Here is an 18,980-nt window from a genome sequence, read left to right as displayed (position 1 = left end):
AGTTGTTATATATAGATTTTATTTTATTTTATCTTTTATCCATTAATATAAAGGCACCAATCAAGTGCGTATAAGATCACCGTCGCATTGTTTTGGTGCAACAATAATCCCACCTATGAAACCGCTTTGTAATACCCTCTTGTTGAGGATTTAGATATAAAGCACATAAAAAAACAGCCCTCAAATGAGGGCTGTTTGTTGGATTATTTCAGGTTGACACCTGAGGAGAGCGCTTATGCTAAGTACAACTTATTTGTAAGTCGCTTCACGCTTTTTAGCTTCTTCTTTCCACTGAGGAACCAGTGTTTTCTTAAACTCAGCTTTTTCAGCATTCATGGTTTTCATGTCCATGCCTAATGCTGCTTGCGCTTTTGCTTTAGTAGAAGTGTCAGGGTATGCAATAGGTTGTTTAACACCTTTAGCACCTAATAACTGAGCTAGTTTCACACGAGCATCAGCAGCTTTATCCACTGCAGTACCTAAAATGCGTAATATTTCAGCTGGAGCATGAGTTGATGCGCCATGAGATGCAGTCGCATAATCCCAACGCCATTGTGAATGACGAATATCCATTAAGATTGGCTTCATTTCAGCTTCAGTAGCACCAGCATCCCAAGCAGCTTTCGCTTCAAAGTGAGCTTTAACTAACTGAGCTTCAGCACGCGACTTTAATTCTTGAACTCTAGCTTTACCATCATTAACTTGTTTAAGCATAAACTCTTTGCTTTGAGTGTGACAAGTTGCACATGTTTCTTCAAAGCGATCAAATGGATTACCCACTTTATGATCTGTAAATTTGCGGCCTTTGTCATTAGTCACTTTAGGCATATGACAATCAACACAACTTACATTGTTTTGACCGTGAGTACCCATTTTCCAAGTTTCATAACCAGGATGTTGTGCTTTTAACATTGGAGTTTTAGACACTGCATGAGTCCAATCTGAGAACTCCATGCTGTCGTAATATGTTTCCATTTGTTCAACGGTGGTACCCATATCCCAAGGGAACTTAACAAAACCTTTACGGTCTTCAGTTTTCTCGAAATAGTATTCAACGTGACACTGACCACACACCATTGATTGCTTATCTTTACGAGAAGCTTTATCAAATGGTGTATTTAACGTATCCATTGCACGGTCAACATACGGACGTGATATACGTAATTTTGATGAACCTTTTTCATGACAATCGCCACAACCAAGTACATTGACAATTTCTGGACCGCCTTTAGCCCATTTACCACTGAAATAGCCATCTTCACCTTGTTCTTCAATCATGCGAGGTACATCAGGACTTTTACAGCTCCAACATGCCATTGGCATTGGACCATCTGCAGCATTTTTTGGCGCGCCAGTACGTAATGAGTTAGTTACGTCAGTAATTGCATACATATGACCACGTGGTGCATTGTAATCTTTAGCAAAACCGTAACCTGCCCATAACACGACTAAACTAGGTACTTTTTCTAACATATCAACAACGTCTTTGCTTTCATCAGTAGCATGCCAGCTGTCATATTGCTTTGAAAATTTATCTTTATAAACCTCATTACGAGGTTCGGTTTTATCACTCGCCATAGCGCCTGCAGCCATAAATCCGGCTGCAATCACCGCACTCAGTGCAATTGATTTTACATTCATCTTCATCACCCTTTATCTCCGTGTTACATTATATTTAATTTAATAATCACGACATCTCCAAGATCAAATTTAGCGATTTAATCCTGCTTTAAATATACCCCTTATTAGGTATAGCCGCAAAAGTTTGCGCTAGATCAACATGTAAACAAGATGTAGCTCACAGTTTGATACAATTGTTAATGTTATCAACTAATACCTAATATAGAACACACTATTGGATAGTATACGAAACAGTACTTTCGACTTACCTTTAAGCACTCATTGATATAATAACGGGACCTTATGTTTACTCGTGGCAGCCTTACCTCCACCATTTTCAGTTTAATGCTCATTTTGATTTTATTATCATCAAGCTTAGCGGTATTTTCTATTGTTAATTTAAGCTTCAGTTTAGGGGATGCCAAAGGGATCAACGCCTCTGGGTCACTGCGGATGCAAAGTTATAGGCTATTGCTGTATACCAATGTAGGTGGAAATAATCCCAATAAAAAAATAATTGAATTTGAAAACACACTCAGCTCTGAAGCCCTTACCCGTTCTCTCGCTTGGTATAGCCCCAAGGAACTAAGTGACCAATACTTGTTAGTTATCGACAAGTGGAAAGTGATGAAATCCTATATAGAAGAAGGCAATACACAAGAGTATTCTAAATCGTTAACTGGCTTTGTCGACACCATTGATACCTTAGTATTAAAGATGGAACTATTTGCTGCCTTAAAACTAAAGCTATTGGTTATTGGGCAGATTATCGGGTTATCTATTTTACTGGTTATCGCTTTCTTTGCTGTGGTGTTTACACGCAAACGTGTTGTTAAACCATTACAGTTATTGATGGACAGTGCAGCCAAAATATCTAAAGGCAATTTCAAAGTCGAAATGCCTAAAACGGGTTATATAGAGCTAACCGCGCTTGGAAATGCATTACAGAAAACGGCCGCTGAGTTAGCCAGTTTGTATGAAGATTTAGAAGACCAAGTCAACGAAAAAACCTTGGCATTAACCCGAGCCAATAACGAACTGAATTTTTTGTACGATAATTTAATCATGTTACATGCCGATAAACTAGACTATAAAGCACTCCAGTCCGCAATTAATCAACTTAAATATTATGAAAACTTAACCTATCTGAGATTAGTCATTGAACATGATGATGGCACTAAAGATATAATTAACGCAGAAGGTGGTTGGCCAACCGATAACTTATCTGAATCTGTACATTTCCCATTATTGATAGAGCAAACACAACTGGGTTATTTAGATGTAATATCAAATAAACCTCTGAATAATATTCTTTTTAAAAACTTTTCTATGATGCTAACTCGCTCTATAACCATCCACAATGCAACAGAACAACGCCAACAACTGGCACTATTAGAAGAACGTTCGGTGATCGCTAGAGAATTACATGACTCTATTGGGCAACTATTATCCTTTTTAAAAATCCAAGTCAGTTTGTTAAGTAAGAGTCTTGATAACAGTTGTCGCAGTCCAGAAGTTGAAGAGCAATTATTAGGGATCAATGAGGGTGTCAGTATCGCTTATGTACAACTACGCGAACTGTTATCAACGTTTAGATTGACCATTAAAGAACCCAATTTAGGCCAAGCTATCGAAGTGATGCTAGACCAGTTACGTCATCAAACTAATATTGATATCCAACTCAATTACAAGCTTTCACCCCATTTACTTGAAGCAAAACAACATATTCATATATTGCAATTGGTTAGAGAAGCGACATTAAATGCAATAAAACACGCAAAACCTGCCCATATAGTGGTAGATTGTCAGCTGACTGAAAATGATATGATTACCATTTCAATTTGTGATGATGGTATTGGCGTGTCACACTTAGCCGAACGGGACCAACACTTTGGTATTGGTATCATGCATGAACGGGCCAACAAATTAAATGGTGTTGTATCATTCAATAGTAATCAGAATGGCGGTACAACTGTCACACTGAGTTTTCCACCTCAACAGGAGCCTTTAAATGGGTAAGCCGTATTCCGTACTTGTTGTCGATGATCATCCTTTACTGCGTCGTGGCATTTGCCAATTGATCACCTCTGATAGCGATTTCACTTTATTTGGTGAAACAGGCACAGGGTTAGAGGCACTGACATCTGTCGCCGAAAACGAACCCGATATTATTTTGCTCGATTTAAACATGAAAGGTATGTCGGGTCTTGATACCCTCAACGCTATGCGCCAAGAAGGTGTTACCGCGAGAATTGTAATACTGACCGTATCTGATGCAAAACAAGATGTAATGCGTTTATTACGCGCTGGTGCAGATGGTTATTTACTCAAAGATACCGAGCCAGACTTATTACTCGCACAGCTCAAAAAAGCCATGTTAGGTCATAGGGTCATTAGTGATGAAGTAGAAGCTTATCTGTATGAGCTAAAAAACACTGTCGACGATAACAGCTGGATAGAGAGTTTAACGCCTCGAGAATTACAGATATTACAAGAACTTGCTGAAGGTAAAAGTAATAGAATGATCTCTGAAGATTTACACATCAGTGAAGGTACTGTCAAAGTTCATGTGAAGAATTTACTTCGCAAAGCAGATGCAAAATCACGTACCGAAATGGCTGTCAGATATTTAAATCAATAGGTAACAATCAAAGTAAGTAGATAATCAAATACTTTACGATATCTCAATAAATAATGATCCGTTAATAAATAATGCTCCCTTAATTGGGAGCTGTTTCATTCAGTCGCAATAAAATGTATCTAATTCTGTAGAGGTGAACATCTTACCTATTACGATGCCATTGAATCATTTCAGTTATAAACCCTACCTCTACCAGAGTTGAAGCTTAAAAGCTAAATACTCAATATCGCATTTATGCGATCCCTCCAAAATTGCGACAATGGTCACTAAATAGACTATCCATCCCTAAGCTCATGAAAAATATGATGTGTTTTAAATAACTTACCTTTATTCTATTCTTCATTGACCATTCATTTGTGACCGGATGTCACCTAATTATCAGTATTCAGACATTATTATTTTGCGAAATAAACATTTTTACAAAATAAATAGAGTCTATCCCGTACCTCATTTAAAAGGATATTATTTTGAAAATCAAACAAACCTTATCTTTATGCTCTGCACTCATTGCCTTTTTAATCCCAATGTCGGCATCTGCTGACTCTTTAACACTCTATGCTGCTGGTAGCTTAAAGACGGCATTAAATGATGTAGCATCATCTTATACTCAAGCCTATAAAACAGAAGTCAGCACAAAATATGCGCCTAGCGGACTGTTAAGAAAAGCAATTGAAGACGGTGAACAACCTGATGTTTTTGCTTCTGCAAATATGAAACACCCTGAAAAACTGGCTACGGAGGGATGGGGAAGTCCAGTGGTGTTATTTGCCCGAAATCAGCTTTGTGCGCTAGCGCAACCGAATGTAAAAGTGACTCCAGATAACCTGCTTTCTACATTAATGGATAAACAAATCCGCGTTGGTACTTCAACGCCTAAAGCTGATCCAAGTGGTGATTATGCTTGGGAACTTTTCCACAAAGCAGAAACAATACAAAAAGGAAGCTTCTCGGCTCTTTCAACTAAAGCTTTGCAGCTTACTGGTGGTGAACAAAGTGAAAAAGCACCTGAAGGGTTAAATCAATATGGTTGGGTGATGAGTGAAAAAAAGGCGGATATTTTTCTAACTTATTGCACCAATGCTGTATTGGCAAAAAACCAGGTTAAATATCTCAACATAATCACCATACCTGAATCACTTTCAGTAGGAGCAGATTATGGCTTGGTAGTTAAAGAGGGGGCACAAAATAAAGCATGGCAATTTGCCATGTATATTCTCTCACCTGAGGGACAAAGAATTCTGAAAAAATATGGTTTTGAAGCCAACGCCATTCCTAAGCTCTAAGACGTATTGAAATTAGGTTTGAAATGACAAGACAGTTACCGATTTTCAGTCGGTAGCTGTCAAAATACATTAGAGTAAGTACTTAGCTAATAACACAAATGATCAAGCCAATATAAAGTTGAGCGAACTATTATTTTTCTTGAATAAACGCTAACCAACTTTGCAATGCTGATTCGAAATCTTCCAAACCACAATAAGATTCAGATTCCGCATTATATAAATTCATTGCTTCGTCTAAGACATGATCATCTTCAAAATCAATTATATTAGCAAATACTCTAACTTGTTCGGTGTCGATATCGATGGTTAAATCTCTACCAATATCACGCCAATGATTGGCCCTACCCGTTTTAATAAGCATAATTTGGTTTAAGATATAATTAGCGCGATTTTTATCATCACCAAGATTTTCAGCAAACCAACTGCCTAACACCTCATGCCCCATACTAAATTCAGCAAACACAGTGCCTTCAAGGCGATTACGACGAAATTGAAATTCCATACAAGTACTCTTCTAATAGTATTTGTTCTATTTTAACCGATGATCAACAATTCTGCTGCTTGTTAGCGGATCAAATAGTGTGCTTGATGATTAAATATTCGATAACGAAAGGATTTCATTCCACATGTTCGTTTAAACTTGGGCAAGACTAAAAAGTAGCGTAAATTGTTGCGATAGTGATCACTTGGAATGATTAATAATGAATAATGGTTTTATTTACAGCTTACTATTAACAGGCCCAAATGCTGGCCAATCGCTCACTGAAGCGCAAGTTGCTCAGTGGCAGCCTCAAGATGGCCTTTTATGGCTACACCTTCGCTATCGTGAACCTAAAGCGCGTAAATGGCTCCTCAACTCTGGTTTAGATAGGGTCGAGATGGATACTCTATTGGCCACCGATACTCGCCCACGAGTATTAAGCTCAGAAAAAGGGATCTTACTGGCATTGCGAGGGGTTAATTTAAACCCAAATTCCGATCCAGAAGACATGGTCGCAGTGCGGATCTACGCTGAAGAACACAAAATTATTTCAACATGCGAACGCCAATTACAATCGGTTATCGATGTTGCCGAAGCAATTACCCATGGTAAAGGTCCAGTTGATAGCGCAGCGTTTATCATGGCCATCTGCGAACGGTTGACCCAACGTAAAGTCGAGTTTATCGGTAAACTTGAAGAACAGCTAGATGAATTAGAAGAGAAAGTAGTCACTCAAGTCAATAAAACGTTGCGCACTGAAATTGCTGAACTACGTCGACAAACAGTGGTATTACGACGTTACCTAGCCCCACAACGAGAAGCTTTTTCTCGTATGCTGCAAGAAACCAACGAGCTATTTGACGTTAATGACAAAATCCGTTTACGTGAAATCCACGAAACCCTGATCCGAGTCATAGAAGATCTTGATTCAATACGCGATCGCGCCAGTGTCACCCAAGAAGAACTGCAATCGCAGCAATCAGAACAAGTAAACCAAAGGTTGTATTTTTTATCACTTATTTCGGCAGTATTTCTACCTTTAGGTTTTTTAACTGGCTTATTGGGTGTCAATATTGGCGGCATACCAGGGGCTGAAACAAACTGGGCTTTTGCTGCATTTTGTGCAGGCTTATTTGCACTTATTGCCTTTCAAATGTATCTGTTTTACCGCTTAAAATGGATATAGCCAGACTACTGAACATTAGTTATCCCGAGTTAGGTTAGTTAGATATAAAAAAGACGCCGAAGCGTCTTTTTTATATCTATGATAATCGCAAAGCGATTTCAATATTACTTTGCAGCAGGTGCAGCTACTGGCGCTTTTTCAACAGACACTAGCTCAACTTCAAAAACTAAAGTTGAGTTAGCAGGAATAGTACCAGTATCACGATCACCGTAAGCTAATTCAGCTGGAATAACGAATTTGTACTTAGCGCCAACAGGCATTAACTGTACACCTTCAGTCCAACCAGGAATAACACGATTTAGCGGGAACTTAGCGGTTTCACCACGCGCATATGAACTGTCAAACTCGGTACCATCAGTTAGCGTACCGCGGTAATGTACTTCAACAGTATCTTCTGCTGCTGGCTTTTCGCCCGTTCCAGCTTCTAATACTTCATACTGTAAACCAGATTCAGTCGTGGTTACGCCTTCTTTAGCTTTATTATTTTCTAAGAATTTTTTGCCATCGGCAATCGCTTTAGCCGCTACTATTTCAGCTTGCTCTAGGCGTTTGTCGTTTAATTTTTTATCTAGGTTTTCCAATACTGTCTGCATTTCTTCTTCAGTTAGCAGCATGTCTTCACCTAAACCATCGGTAAAGCCTTTAATCACCATGGTACGATCAACAGCAAAACCTAATTCTTCTTGCTCTTTAATGTGACCTGACATGTACTTACCGATTGAACCACCTACACTGTATGCTTCTTTTTGCACGTCAGTTGTTAATTCAATTTTCTTTTGGGTAACGTCTTGATCTTGATTACACGCAGTAAGGCCAACAACGGCTAATGCAACTAACGATAATTTGTAAATAGATTTCATTAAAGCTTCCTCAGCATCCTATAGTGGTTACAATAACCTTAATACATTCAATCAATGAGATATGTAAGTGGTCATGTTAATTATCCACTTTATACTAGTTAAAACGGTTATACCATTGGGTAAACCTTATATAATTAAGGTTTAAGACAATAATTCTAGGAGCAAGTTCATGATACGAGTTCCAATGCGGTTTTTTTGTTCAATCTTATTTTGTGTATGCTTATTATCCGCATGCCAACCTTCACCAAGCAAAGTCATGATACTGACAACGGATGCCAGCTACAGCGCCAGCTTATCTGATGATGGTAATCTAGCATTAATCAGCACGGCTAATAATGGTGTACAAGTATGGGATTTAACCGGCCCAAGTTTGTCATATCAATGGTTACAAGGTCAAAAGGATAACACCAGCAATGTCATTGATACCGCTATTTCCGCCAACAAAATCTTTGCCGCCACGATTAGCAGTAACTCATTAGCGATATGGCGTTTAGATGATGGCAGTTCGGTAGGTTGGTGGTCGCTGCCCTCTTACGCTCAAAGCGTGGCGATTGCCAATGATGGCCAAACTTTAGTCGCTCTTGGTGATGGTTCCGTCATGTCATTATCACCGAAAAACAATCGTTTGATTCAGTTTTTAGGTCATAACGAAAAGGTCAATAGTGTATCGATTAGCGCTGACGGTCTAAAGGCACTAAGTGGTGGTAATGATAACAAGGTTATTCTATGGCAGGCGCAAACAGGCCAACCTATTCAACAATGGCAGTTAAGCTCGCGCATTACCAAAGTACTGATTAATGAAAGTGGCAGTTTAAGCTTTGCAGGTGATATAACTGGTAATGCAACAATCTGGCAATCAGCTTCAGGGGCTGCACTAAGTCAGTTAAACATTATTCGTAGGCAAATGAATTTTTCCTCTGCTCGCTTTGCTCAGAATGATCAGCAATTACTCACCGGAACACCATCAAGCGAGATCTTTTTATGGCAAGTTGACTCAGGGGAAAAGCTCGGACATTGGAAAGTTCAGCTGAGTAAAAACACCCAAAATAAAGGCGCTGTAGTATACTCTTCCGTAATGACAGAGCCAGGCTCAATCGTCAGTATTAGTAGCCAAGGTCTAGTAGAATATTGGCAGCAATAACCAATCAATAAGAGGTCGACATGGAGCAAGTGTTGCAAAAAATTGATGATCTTGAAATGAGACTATCATTTCAAGACATCGTCATTGAGGAGTTAAATCAAGAAGTGATTAAACTCAATACATTAGTTGCCAGACAACAACAGCAAATGCTATTAATGGTCAATAAACTGCATGCGATTGAACCCAGTAACATGGCATCTCAAGCAGATGAAACACCACCACCGCATTATTAAATAGTCTTAATGAACACTGTTGCGATTAAAGATGGTTTACCATTAACCAATGGTATCGAAAGCTCATTATTTTTAAGTTAACTAACAGTTGGCGTACATGCAATTAAATCAGCACCTCACAATAGCAACTACAGGCGATAATATTCTTACGCTGACGGCTGAGCCTGTGACGGTGTTTGATGACGCATTACACGCGTTAGCAGATAACATGCTCAGCACTATGTTAAATACTAACGGGGTTGGTATTGCGGCAACGCAAGTGTTCAGTCGAGCAGCAATGTTTATTATGGCATCCAACCCCAATAAACGTTATCCCAATGCACCATCTATGGCCCCAACCGTCGTGATCAATCCACAAATATTGTCTACGTCAACAATGACAGAAACGGGCATGGAAGGTTGCTTGTCGCTCCCCGGTAAACGTCTGTCTATTTTGCGACATACCGAAATTGAGGTCCAATATCAATCGCTCGATGGTCGATTACACCAGCAATCATTATCGGGATTTGTAGCTCGTATTTTTCAACATGAATATGACCACTTGCAAGGCATTACCTTACTTGAACGAGTCAACCTTATGGCAGCATCGGCCGAGGTATCCTCATGTTAAAATCAGTTTGGGTGTTATTAATTCTTACGATGGGATTAACGGGATGCGCTTTTAACAGTGTATTTGTTAACTATCCTTCGCAAATAGCACCGTACAGACAACAATTAAGCAGTGATGCTCCCACAGCAAACATCAATGAGTTAGCAGACAATATTAGCGGTAATGATGGCCTACTTTACGCCCAGGAGTCTGGACGTATTATACAGATTTCGGGAGATTTCACTCGCAGCAAAACCTATTACCAACAGGCCATTGATGCCTACCAAGCCTTTGATGACAAAGCCACCGTCAGCGCCAGTCAACTCGGGGCTGGGGCGAGTAGTATTTTATTAAATGATAACGCCATTCCATACCGTGGCCCTGGTTATGAACGTATAATGCTGCACCAGTATCAGGCTCTGAATTATTTATTTAGTGGCGACACTCAAGGTGCACTCGTTGAAGTTCGCCGCAGTAATGAACTACAAAGCTTAGAACAAGCTCGATATCAGCAATCGCAAAAATCGGTGCAAGACATGGCCAATGGCACTATCGACGCACAAATAACTCAATTAAGCCAAGAAGCCGGAACTGTTACCAGCTCATTTCTTAACGCGTACAGTTATTACATCACAGGGTTATTGCACGAACTCGCTAACGAGCCAAACGATGCTTTTATCGATTATCGCAAAGCAGCGCAAATTACCCCTAATAACACTTATTTACAGCAAGATTTAATCCGCCTAGCTAAGCAACTTGCCATGCCTCAATACGATGAATTTAAACGCCGTTGGGGGGATGCCGTTTTACCTACCGAAGACCAAGGCCAAGTGGTGTTTATTGTAGAAAGAAGCTTTGTCCCCGAAAAACAAAGTATTACCGTCCCTTTTTCTATCGACGGTAATTGGCAAACAGCATCATTAGCGACTTACCAACCACAGCGTCAATTATTAAGCGAAAGTAAAATTATAGGCTTAAACCAAGTATTGGAAGCCCAGAGCATTGCCAATATCGATGCGTTGGCTATAAATGCATTAAAAGAAGATTTGCCTGCTGCATTGTTTCGTCAAGCTGCCAGAATTTACGCAAAATACCAATTAAACCAAAGTAGCCGTAGTAGCAACAATCAAATGAATGTTGGGGCAATTGCGATGCAGATTTTTAACGTCATTAGCGAGCAGGCTGACCGTAGAAGTTGGCTTACGTTGCCACGCCAAGCACAAATTGCCAGAGAGTTTATTGCTGCGGGCGATTATAATATTGGTTTAAATAATAGCCAAAATGTACAAATTACAGTGAAACCGAAACGTACAACATTAATTTGGGCAATAGAAACTGGAAATCGTACCCGTTTTTATTCAATAATCATCTGATAGACGATAACCTTTATCAACTGTCACTCATCACTAATGGAATTTATTATGAAAAATTTGAAACTGATATTTGTGTTAGCTGCAGTAATGGGGCTGAGTGCCTGTCAATCTAAAGTTGAATATGGCGATGCCTCTGAAGTAGAAACAGTTAACGAAAACTTTGGCTCAACCGATCTGCAAAATATTGCTGCTAAAATGGTCGACAGTATGTTGACGTTCCCACCTGTTATCGTCATGACTCAAACTAACCGTCCCATTATTTTTGTTGATAAAATCAAAAACAAAACCTCTGAACACATCGACACAGAGTCTGTTACCGATACTATTAGCAACAAATTATTACGTTCAGGTAAGTTCCGCTTTATCGACATGACCAAGGTTGATACCGTGCGTAAACAGCTCGATTATCAAAATAATGCAGGCATGGTCGACCCATCGACAGCGATTAAATTTGGTCGTCAGATTGGGGCGCAGTACATGTTGTACGGCAACTTATCTAGCATCGTTAAACAAGATGGCAGCACCAAAGATGTGTACTACAAAATGACCATGCGTTTAATGGACCTTGATACCGGTTTAATTGAATGGTCTGATGAAAAAGAAATTCGTAAAGTTAAATCGAAATCATTTTTAGGCTTGTAATTAGCCTGATCATAGCGCTAAAGCCGACAACCTTGTCGGCTTTTTCATACACCCAATAATAAGTTAGGAACACTAACGTGAAATTGTTATCCACTGAATTATTTAGCCCTCGGATCATTAAAACTAGCCTAGTTGCATTATGTTGTGCCAGTGTGATCAGCTGTAGCAGCTCTGTTTCAACCTCATCTTTTCAACGAGATGGCACAGCCAATATCAGCCAAGCACAAGCGCAAGCGCGTTCAAATATCGTTTCTAATGTGCAATACGAGCTGACCTTTTTCCTTAGTGAACAAAGCCAATTCAGTGCAAAATCAGTAGTACACTTCGACCTAAGCAGCGTGCCTAAATCGCTTACGTTAGATCTAAATAAAGCCAATGTTCAACAATTTATCATTAATGGCACCAAGGTTTACCCTAATTACAATGGCGCTTACTTCACTTTAAATCAGAGTCTATTAACCAGTGGTAGTAACACTATTGAAATTGAATTTACTCGGGAACACAGCACTAACGGCGAAGGCCTGCATCGTTTTGTCGACCCTGTAGACGGAAAAGTTTACTTGTACTCGCATTTTGAGCCTGCTGCCGCCCAGCAAATGTTTGCCGTATTTGATCAACCGGATATCAAAGCCAATTATCAAATTAATGTCCATGCTCCAAAAGATTGGCAAGTCATCAGCGCCATGCGCGAAACCAATGTGATTGACCAAGGTGACAATAACTTATGGACATTCCCAACAACGCCTAAGCTGAGCCCGTATAATTTCTCCATGCATGCCGGTCCCTACAAAGTGTGGCAAGACAATTCAGGGCGTTATCCAATGCGATTATTCTCTCGTCAGTCAGTGGCCTCACAAGTTAGCCCACAAGATTGGTTTACCTATACTAAGCAAGGTTTAGACTTTTTTGATAACTACTTTGGCATTGCTTATCCGTTCAAAAAATATGACCAAGTATTGGTGCCTGACTTTCTCTACGGTGCCATGGAAAACGCAGCAGCAATTACTTTTTCTGAAGACCGTTTCTTATTTAATGCCGAAATGACGGCTGAACAAAAAGAACGTTTAGCGGGCGTTATCATGCATGAAATGGCCCACCAGTGGTTTGGCGACTTGGTAACAATGAAATGGTGGAATGGCCTGTGGTTAAACGAAAGTTTCGCCTCATTTATGGGCACCCTTGCCACCAGTGAAGCCACCGAATTTAGTCATGCCTGGCGTACTTTTTATGCTTCTGGTAAACAAGCTGCTTATCATCAAGACAGCTTAGTCACTACACATCCCATTGAAGTGCCCGTAGCCACCAGCCAAAATGCCTTTGATAATATCGATGCGATTACTTATCAAAAAGGCGCATCAACCATCAAGCAATTGCGTCATTTACTCGGTGAAGAGACCTTCCGCCGTGGTGTGAGCCAATATTTACAACAATACAGTTATAAGAATGCCGAGCTAAACGACTTTATTAATAGCCTAGCTCAAGCCAGTGGCCGAGATTTATCACTTTGGACCAAAGAGTGGTTGTACGCAGCGGGTGTTAACACCATCAAAGCACAATACACTTGCCAAAATAGCCAAATTGACTCGTTTGCCATTATACAAACTGCAGATGAGCAACACCCAACACTGCGTGAACAAAGAATAAAAATTGGCTTGTTCAATAAGCAACGTTATGGGGTAGAAAAACAAACATCGCTGGCAGTGACATACAAAGGCGCTTATACCGAAGTTGAGCAGTTAATTGGCGAGGCTTGCCCAGATTTAGTTTATCCAAACTACGATGACTGGGGCTTTGTAAAAGTGGAGTTAGACCCAACGTCATTTAATACCGCTAAAGAGCAACTAAGCCAAGTGAGCGATCCGTTATTGCGATCAATGCTTTGGCAGAGCATGTGGGACAGCGTCATTGAAGGTAAAACGCCATTAAATGAGTTTTTAAATATTGCATTAATTAATGCACCACTGGAAAAGGATTACACAATTCTTGGACAAGTATTAGGCAATTTACAACGGGCTAAAAACTACCTCGATTTAATGGCGCCAAGCAATACAGCCTACAATAATAAAATATCCAAAGCACTTAGCCAGATGAGTCTGCGCATGAGCATGGAGTATTTTAGTAATAGTGATTTCCAACGTCGGTGGTTTGATGCTTACATTAGTTTCTCTAACAATGGAGACGCGTTAAAACATATTCAATCTTTACTGCAAGGTAAAGACCTCATTAAAGGTTTAAGCATAGATCAAGACTTACGCTGGGCAATGATCAAACAATTAAACCGTTACGATTATGGCAATGCTCAGGCGTTACTTGCCAAAGAAAAGCAGCTTGATCAATCTGACTCAGGTGAAAAAGCAGCGATTGCTGCAGAAGTAATCCGGCCTCAGTCATCGCTTAAACGTCAGTGGCTAAACACCATCGAACATAATGACAGCATGCCGTTCTCAAAAATTCGGGTTGCGATGAATAATCTTTACCCTGCAGAGCAAAAGTTATTAAGTGCCGCAACTGCAGAGCAACGGTTTGCCAACTTAGCGTTAATGGACAGCAAGGGACCGGTATTTATGCGCAGTTTTGCAGCGCAACTCATTCCAACAGAATGCAGTTCGGCGAACATTGATGCCATTAGTTCCGTCTTAAATACGCAAACAGGTTTATCGGCATTAACAAGACGAGCCCTACTTGAAACTCGTCAACAAGAGCAGCGCTGTGTAAAAATAAAGCACATGTTAAGATAACGATTGGCTTGTCTAGCCTTATAAAATAGGTTGATGTTAAAAAGCGCTGATGCAGATCAGCGCTTTTTTATTATCAAATATTTCTGTGGCCATTAATACCAAACACACTCATGAGCATGTAAAAAACAACACTAACTGCGCACACTAAAACGCATCATTACCGGTGCATGATCGGTACTGTCACTATCGCGTTCATAGTCAGGTCGAACAAGGTGTCTGTCAAACGTTTGATAGTTGACAATATGAGCAAGGTTTTGTTGTTGTGTGGGATTAAATTCACTCGACACCAAGATGTAATCGAGCACTGAACCACTATTGCCATAGTAATGTGTCGGTTGCCTTACCGTATGAGGCTCATCATCGATTACCGATGCCGATTCGAATTCATCTTCAGCTAAGGTTGCATTGCGCTTAGTTGCGGCAATAAATAACTCATAACTGTCAAACAAACTACTTTGGTGTAATTCTGCCATTAGTGATGTTTCGCCTAGCTTAGCCAGCCCAGGGTCTTCAATGTCACTGCGAAATACTCGCAATTGATTGTTAAATGCGGCTAAGAGCTCGCTCCCCATGGTGTCATTAAAGTCGCCCATTAACATAAAGGGTTGCTGACTTTGTTGCCGTCTCATCAACATTTGATGGCACAACAACGCGGCTTCACTGCCACGTTGCAAACTTGATGCCCATCGCCCAAGTACTTGTCTTGCTACAAAATCAGCTCCGCCATGTAAACCGCTGTGACTAATATCATCACGACTAACACCACTTCGCTTGGACTTAAGGTGAATAACATAACAATCGCATGGGCCAAAAATGGGAAACTGTATCGTGGCTCGAAGTGGTTTCCGACTAAAAGCAAATGTCTCAGCTAAACCTAATTGAGTTACCCACTGCGGATCAGGAATGACATTGGCAGAATCGATAATAGGATACTTTGAAGCTATGGCTACCACAGGGCTGCGATACACATAGTCACTGACCACCTCGGGTAAATCTAACGCCACAAAATACTCATAACCCAACGACTTTGTCAGTGTAGCTAATGCGTCGGGACTAAATACTTCTTGAAAACCGATAACATCGGGTTGGTTTTGCTCAATAAAATCACTTAACCAAGCACGCTTTTTTAGCCATTGTTTGTCGCTATAGATATTTTCAAAGTCGTAGTAGGCGTAAGGCGGTTCAATAAAGTTAAATAAATTTATGCTCACTACACTGAATGTAAGCGCTGGTGATGAAGTAGAAGATGTGCTGTTAACTTGCAAAATATGTTGTTCCCAATAAAACCTTCATCAAGGGTACTGACAACATTATGGTTTGTCGAATATAACCGTTGAATTTAACAGCCTCAAAAATAACTGAACCGAAAGACACTGGCCTACGTAATGTATCAATATACCGTCTACTAGATAATCGATTAGAGAACCTGTTAGATAACGACTAATTTAGCAAATCTTATACAGCCAATGTAATCCCCCAGTAGTACCTTTTGGCTTATCCCTCACCCTGATAAGCCATTTTTTTACATTGTGCGTTATCTCGAAAATAGTACGCTAGTTATAATTAATGGGTTTATAATGACATCAATAAATAGACACAAAATTCGCCTGAATCAGGCCATAAAAACAACCATATTGGTTGCTGGTTTTATGTCCCTTATTAGCCAGTCCGCATGGAGTACAAGTGAGGAAAATATGCTATTTCACTTTACCGATGTAAGTCACTTTACAAAATGGAATATCAATAATGACACTGTAATGGGTGGCGTCTCACAAAGCCAAGTTAGCATTGATGGCCAACAAAACTTGCTATTATTTACGGGTTCGGTTTCATTAGAAAATAATGGTGGATTTGCGTCTACAGAATCAATATTAACATCTCAAATAACAGCAGCATCATTACTGACTTTAGTGGTTAAAGGTGATGGAAAAACCTATCAAATTCGCCTAAAAACACCGAGTTTATCGAATGGTGAAGCTTATGTAGCTAATTTTACCACTCGTGTCGACACAATCACTCAACATGCTTTTACCGCCGCGGACTTTACTGTCAGCTTTAGAGGGCGATCGGTCGTAAATGCACCAGAACTACATTTTGAAGATATTGATAGAATTGGTTTTTTAGTCGCCCAAAAACAACAAGGCCCATTTGCAATTGAGTTACACTCTATTCAATTCGACAGATAAGCATTAAGCATTAAGCATTAAGCATTAAGCATTAAGCATTAAGCAAGTAAGGGTATTCATTGAATTTACCAATGCAAATAAAAGGCATTATTTTTGACTTAGACGGCACCTTAGTTGAATCCAGTTTGGACTTTGATTTAATTCGTCAGCAAATTGGTTGTCCTCAAGCCATTGATCTACTTAAATACGTCGACAGTTTAAATTGCAAAACAACTCAAGCCAAAGCAAACCAAGTTATTCTTGCTCATGAATACCAAGATGCAATAAATGCTAAACCAATTAAAGGTATGACAGAGTTAATTAATGCTATTGAAGTGGCTAAATTACCCACCGCCATAGTGACTCGTAATAGCCTTGCGGCTAGTGACATGAAGATTAAAAAAAATAATATTGCCATCGACCATGTGCTCACTAGAGAAGATTATCCAGCAAAACCCGCACCCGATGCACTACTGGCAATAGCTTCGCAATGGGAAATTGCCCCACAATATATTATGTATGTTGGCGATTACTTATACGACATTCAAGCGGCCAATAATGCTGGCATGATCGCCTGCTTAATTACCCATGGCATTGAAAACCGTTATCAAGCATTAGCAGATATTGTTATTGATGAGCTAAGTCAACTGCTGCCATTACTGACTCCAACTGAAAAGTGTTAGTCACATAAATCAAATAATAGTATGAGAACAATATGAACCGATTTCACCCAAAGAAATTACTCCACAGTAAATGGACTAAGATTGAGGTTATTAACAAGCTCAAACATTTTAGCATCATAAAAGTGGAATATGACGAGCAAAAAAATGTCATTGAATGCATTATTCGTGCAGAAATGAATACACAAGAGTTTGCAGTAGACTGGCACGATCTAAAAGATTCACAACAGTGGAAAATGGGCTGGCAATAAAAAAGTGACTCAAGCAATAAACCTGAGTCACCTCCATGATATGGATCTTAGAATATATTTTAAAAACTATTATTTTTTGTTAATTATAAATATAGAGCCACCGGCTTGTCGAAAAGAAATAGTTTCTAAGCCCCAATCAGATAACATGACTTCATCGATGCGTAAGCTATCCCCTTCACTGCTACAGCCCCACATTTTGGCACAGGTCTGCCCAGCTATATTTGATCCAGTCCCTTTCGACGAGTCTGGGATCATGTGATTTAACTGTGCGATATGAGTACCAAACATACCTTCAAAAGTATCCATTTTAACATCAAGAGTTTCCATTTCATCTTCAGGAAAATTGATCGCTGCAGTTTGCTCATTTGAACCAGTTTGTTCAGGGGTTAACGTGACAACATCTTTTGAAATTAAATCATAAAGTTTGTTAAGTGGTAAATCTTTAGTTGATTCATGTAAGTAAAGTTCTTGGCCATAATTTCTAGCTGCAAAATTCATTTCTTCATAAGCTCTAGCAAGGTATTGATCTGCAAGTGCCAAATCTTGTTTTACCATGCCACCACCTAAATACATTTTGCCTAACAAATACGAAGATTGCCCATGCCCCATCTTTGATGCGTACTCTAAATATTCAACGCCTTCGTCAATATCTTTTAAATGCGTATCTTGTAAGTGCAATACACCCGCTTTGTACTTTGCATCCATAACTCCGTTTTTGCCTGCACGTCGGTACCACTTTAAGGCCATGTCTAAATCTTTGTCAGTGCCATAACCAGCATAGTAAAACTCACCTAACATAGCCATTGCAGATGAATGACCACGTTTAGTTAAAATACGGTACGCTTTAAAGTACTCAACACATTCAGAGGTTTGGCACTCTGGGAGCTGGCTCGCCTCACTTTTTGTAGGTGCGAAGAAAAGAAAACTCATAACTACGCTAAAAATAATTATTTTATGTTGCATATGCTAATTCCATTTAGTGAATGTTTTTATACTATTAGTGCTTAAGTTAATATTGTCTATAGTATAAATGGGTGATATATAAACAACATGCAGTTAAGTTTAACATTCAATTTACATCACTAAGTCAGCAGTGA

18 protein-coding genes are annotated in these 18,980 nt (G+C 39.6%); 13 read left to right on the top strand and 5 right to left on the bottom strand.

Annotation, left to right across the window (positions count from 1 at the left end):
- Positions 1-249: 249 nt before the first annotated feature.
- A complete protein-coding gene (gene nrfA / locus FCN25_RS13485) occupies positions 250-1,641 on the bottom strand; it encodes an ammonia-forming nitrite reductase cytochrome c552 subunit (RefSeq protein WP_175405872.1) in 1,392 nt (463 codons plus the stop codon).
- 282 nt (positions 1,642-1,923) lie between these two features.
- Here nrfA and narQ point away from each other — a divergent pair, with 282 nt between their 5' ends.
- The 3 genes from narQ to FCN25_RS13470 all read left to right on the top strand — a co-directional run bounded on the left by narQ (position 1,924) and on the right by FCN25_RS13470 (position 5,544).
- The gene (narQ, locus tag FCN25_RS13480) at positions 1,924-3,639 is read left to right on the top strand and encodes a nitrate/nitrite two-component system sensor histidine kinase NarQ (RefSeq protein ID WP_137225611.1); all 1,716 of its coding nucleotides are present in this window, start codon (positions 1,924-1,926) and stop codon (positions 3,637-3,639) included.
- Positions 3,632-4,261, top strand: coding sequence for a response regulator (locus FCN25_RS13475; RefSeq protein ID WP_137225609.1), 630 nt, complete (start codon positions 3,632-3,634; stop codon positions 4,259-4,261). Before narQ ends, FCN25_RS13475 begins: the two co-directional genes overlap by 8 nt.
- Before the next feature lie 467 nt (positions 4,262-4,728).
- Positions 4,729-5,544, top strand: coding sequence for a molybdate ABC transporter substrate-binding protein (locus FCN25_RS13470; protein WP_240778381.1), 816 nt, complete (start codon positions 4,729-4,731; stop codon positions 5,542-5,544).
- A 130-nt stretch (positions 5,545-5,674) separates the two neighbouring features.
- Here the strand turns inward: FCN25_RS13470 and FCN25_RS13465 are convergent, their stop codons facing one another.
- Positions 5,675-6,046 (bottom strand): YacL family protein, encoded by a 372-nt coding sequence (locus FCN25_RS13465; RefSeq protein ID WP_137225607.1) that lies wholly within the window; start codon positions 6,044-6,046, stop codon positions 5,675-5,677.
- Between the two features lie 199 nt (positions 6,047-6,245).
- Between FCN25_RS13465 and FCN25_RS13460 the strand changes: the two genes are divergently transcribed.
- The gene (locus tag FCN25_RS13460; protein ID WP_137225605.1) at positions 6,246-7,211 is read left to right on the top strand and encodes a zinc transporter ZntB; all 966 of its coding nucleotides are present in this window, start codon (positions 6,246-6,248) and stop codon (positions 7,209-7,211) included.
- 104 nt (positions 7,212-7,315) lie between these two features.
- On the opposite strand, the gene fkpA is transcribed toward FCN25_RS13460, so the two are convergent.
- A complete protein-coding gene (gene fkpA, locus FCN25_RS13455) occupies positions 7,316-8,071 on the bottom strand; it encodes an FKBP-type peptidyl-prolyl cis-trans isomerase (RefSeq protein ID WP_137225603.1) in 756 nt (251 codons plus the stop codon).
- Positions 8,072-8,255: 184 nt separating this feature from the next.
- Between fkpA and FCN25_RS13450 the strand changes: the two genes are divergently transcribed.
- The 6 genes from FCN25_RS13450 (at position 8,256) to pepN (ending at position 14,787) form a co-directional block, all read left to right on the top strand.
- Positions 8,256-9,212 carry a WD40 repeat domain-containing protein gene (locus FCN25_RS13450; RefSeq protein ID WP_137227409.1) on the top strand — a complete coding sequence of 319 codons (957 nt, stop codon included), beginning with the start codon at positions 8,256-8,258 and terminating at the stop codon, positions 9,210-9,212.
- Positions 9,213-9,232: 20 nt separating this feature from the next.
- Positions 9,233-9,445, top strand: coding sequence for a SlyX family protein (locus FCN25_RS13445; RefSeq protein ID WP_137225601.1), 213 nt, complete (start codon positions 9,233-9,235; stop codon positions 9,443-9,445).
- 97 nt (positions 9,446-9,542) lie between these two features.
- Entirely contained in the window at positions 9,543-10,055 is a 513-nt protein-coding gene (gene def / locus FCN25_RS13440) for a peptide deformylase (protein WP_137225599.1), read from the top strand.
- Positions 10,049-11,407 carry a COG3014 family protein gene (locus tag FCN25_RS13435; RefSeq protein ID WP_137225597.1) on the top strand — a complete coding sequence of 453 codons (1,359 nt, stop codon included), beginning with the start codon at positions 10,049-10,051 and terminating at the stop codon, positions 11,405-11,407. The genes def and FCN25_RS13435 overlap by 7 nt, the downstream gene beginning before the upstream one ends.
- A gap of 48 nt (positions 11,408-11,455) precedes the next feature.
- The gene (gene lpoB / locus FCN25_RS13430) at positions 11,456-12,049 is read left to right on the top strand and encodes a penicillin-binding protein activator LpoB (RefSeq protein WP_175405871.1); all 594 of its coding nucleotides are present in this window, start codon (positions 11,456-11,458) and stop codon (positions 12,047-12,049) included.
- A gap of 77 nt (positions 12,050-12,126) precedes the next feature.
- Positions 12,127-14,787, top strand: coding sequence for an aminopeptidase N (gene pepN, locus FCN25_RS13425; protein WP_137225593.1), 2,661 nt, complete (start codon positions 12,127-12,129; stop codon positions 14,785-14,787).
- Positions 14,788-14,918: 131 nt separating this feature from the next.
- Here the strand turns inward: pepN and FCN25_RS13420 are convergent, their stop codons facing one another.
- Entirely contained in the window at positions 14,919-16,052 is a 1,134-nt protein-coding gene (locus tag FCN25_RS13420; RefSeq protein WP_137225591.1) for an endonuclease/exonuclease/phosphatase family protein, read from the bottom strand.
- 429 nt (positions 16,053-16,481) lie between these two features.
- On the opposite strand from FCN25_RS13420, the gene FCN25_RS13415 reads away from it, so the two are divergent.
- The 3 genes from FCN25_RS13415 to FCN25_RS13405 are packed head-to-tail and all read left to right on the top strand — an operon-like array spanning position 16,482 to position 17,883.
- Positions 16,482-16,973, top strand: coding sequence for a CIA30 family protein (locus FCN25_RS13415; RefSeq protein ID WP_175405870.1), 492 nt, complete (start codon positions 16,482-16,484; stop codon positions 16,971-16,973).
- Between the two features lie 59 nt (positions 16,974-17,032).
- Positions 17,033-17,635, top strand: a complete 603-nt coding sequence (locus tag FCN25_RS13410) for an HAD family hydrolase (protein WP_137225587.1) — start codon at positions 17,033-17,035, stop codon at positions 17,633-17,635.
- Positions 17,636-17,667: 32 nt separating this feature from the next.
- Positions 17,668-17,883, top strand: coding sequence for a TIGR02450 family Trp-rich protein (locus tag FCN25_RS13405; RefSeq protein ID WP_137225585.1), 216 nt, complete (start codon positions 17,668-17,670; stop codon positions 17,881-17,883).
- A gap of 69 nt (positions 17,884-17,952) precedes the next feature.
- On the opposite strand, the gene FCN25_RS13400 is transcribed toward FCN25_RS13405, so the two are convergent.
- Positions 17,953-18,846, bottom strand: coding sequence for a tetratricopeptide repeat protein (locus tag FCN25_RS13400; protein ID WP_137225583.1), 894 nt, complete (start codon positions 18,844-18,846; stop codon positions 17,953-17,955).
- Positions 18,847-18,980: the final 134 nt, after the last annotated feature.

Source organism: Shewanella sp. MEBiC00475 (assembly GCF_005234075.1).
Lineage (GTDB): Bacteria > Pseudomonadota > Gammaproteobacteria > Enterobacterales > Shewanellaceae > Shewanella > Shewanella polaris.
This window is presented reverse-complemented; position numbering and strand designations above follow the sequence as displayed.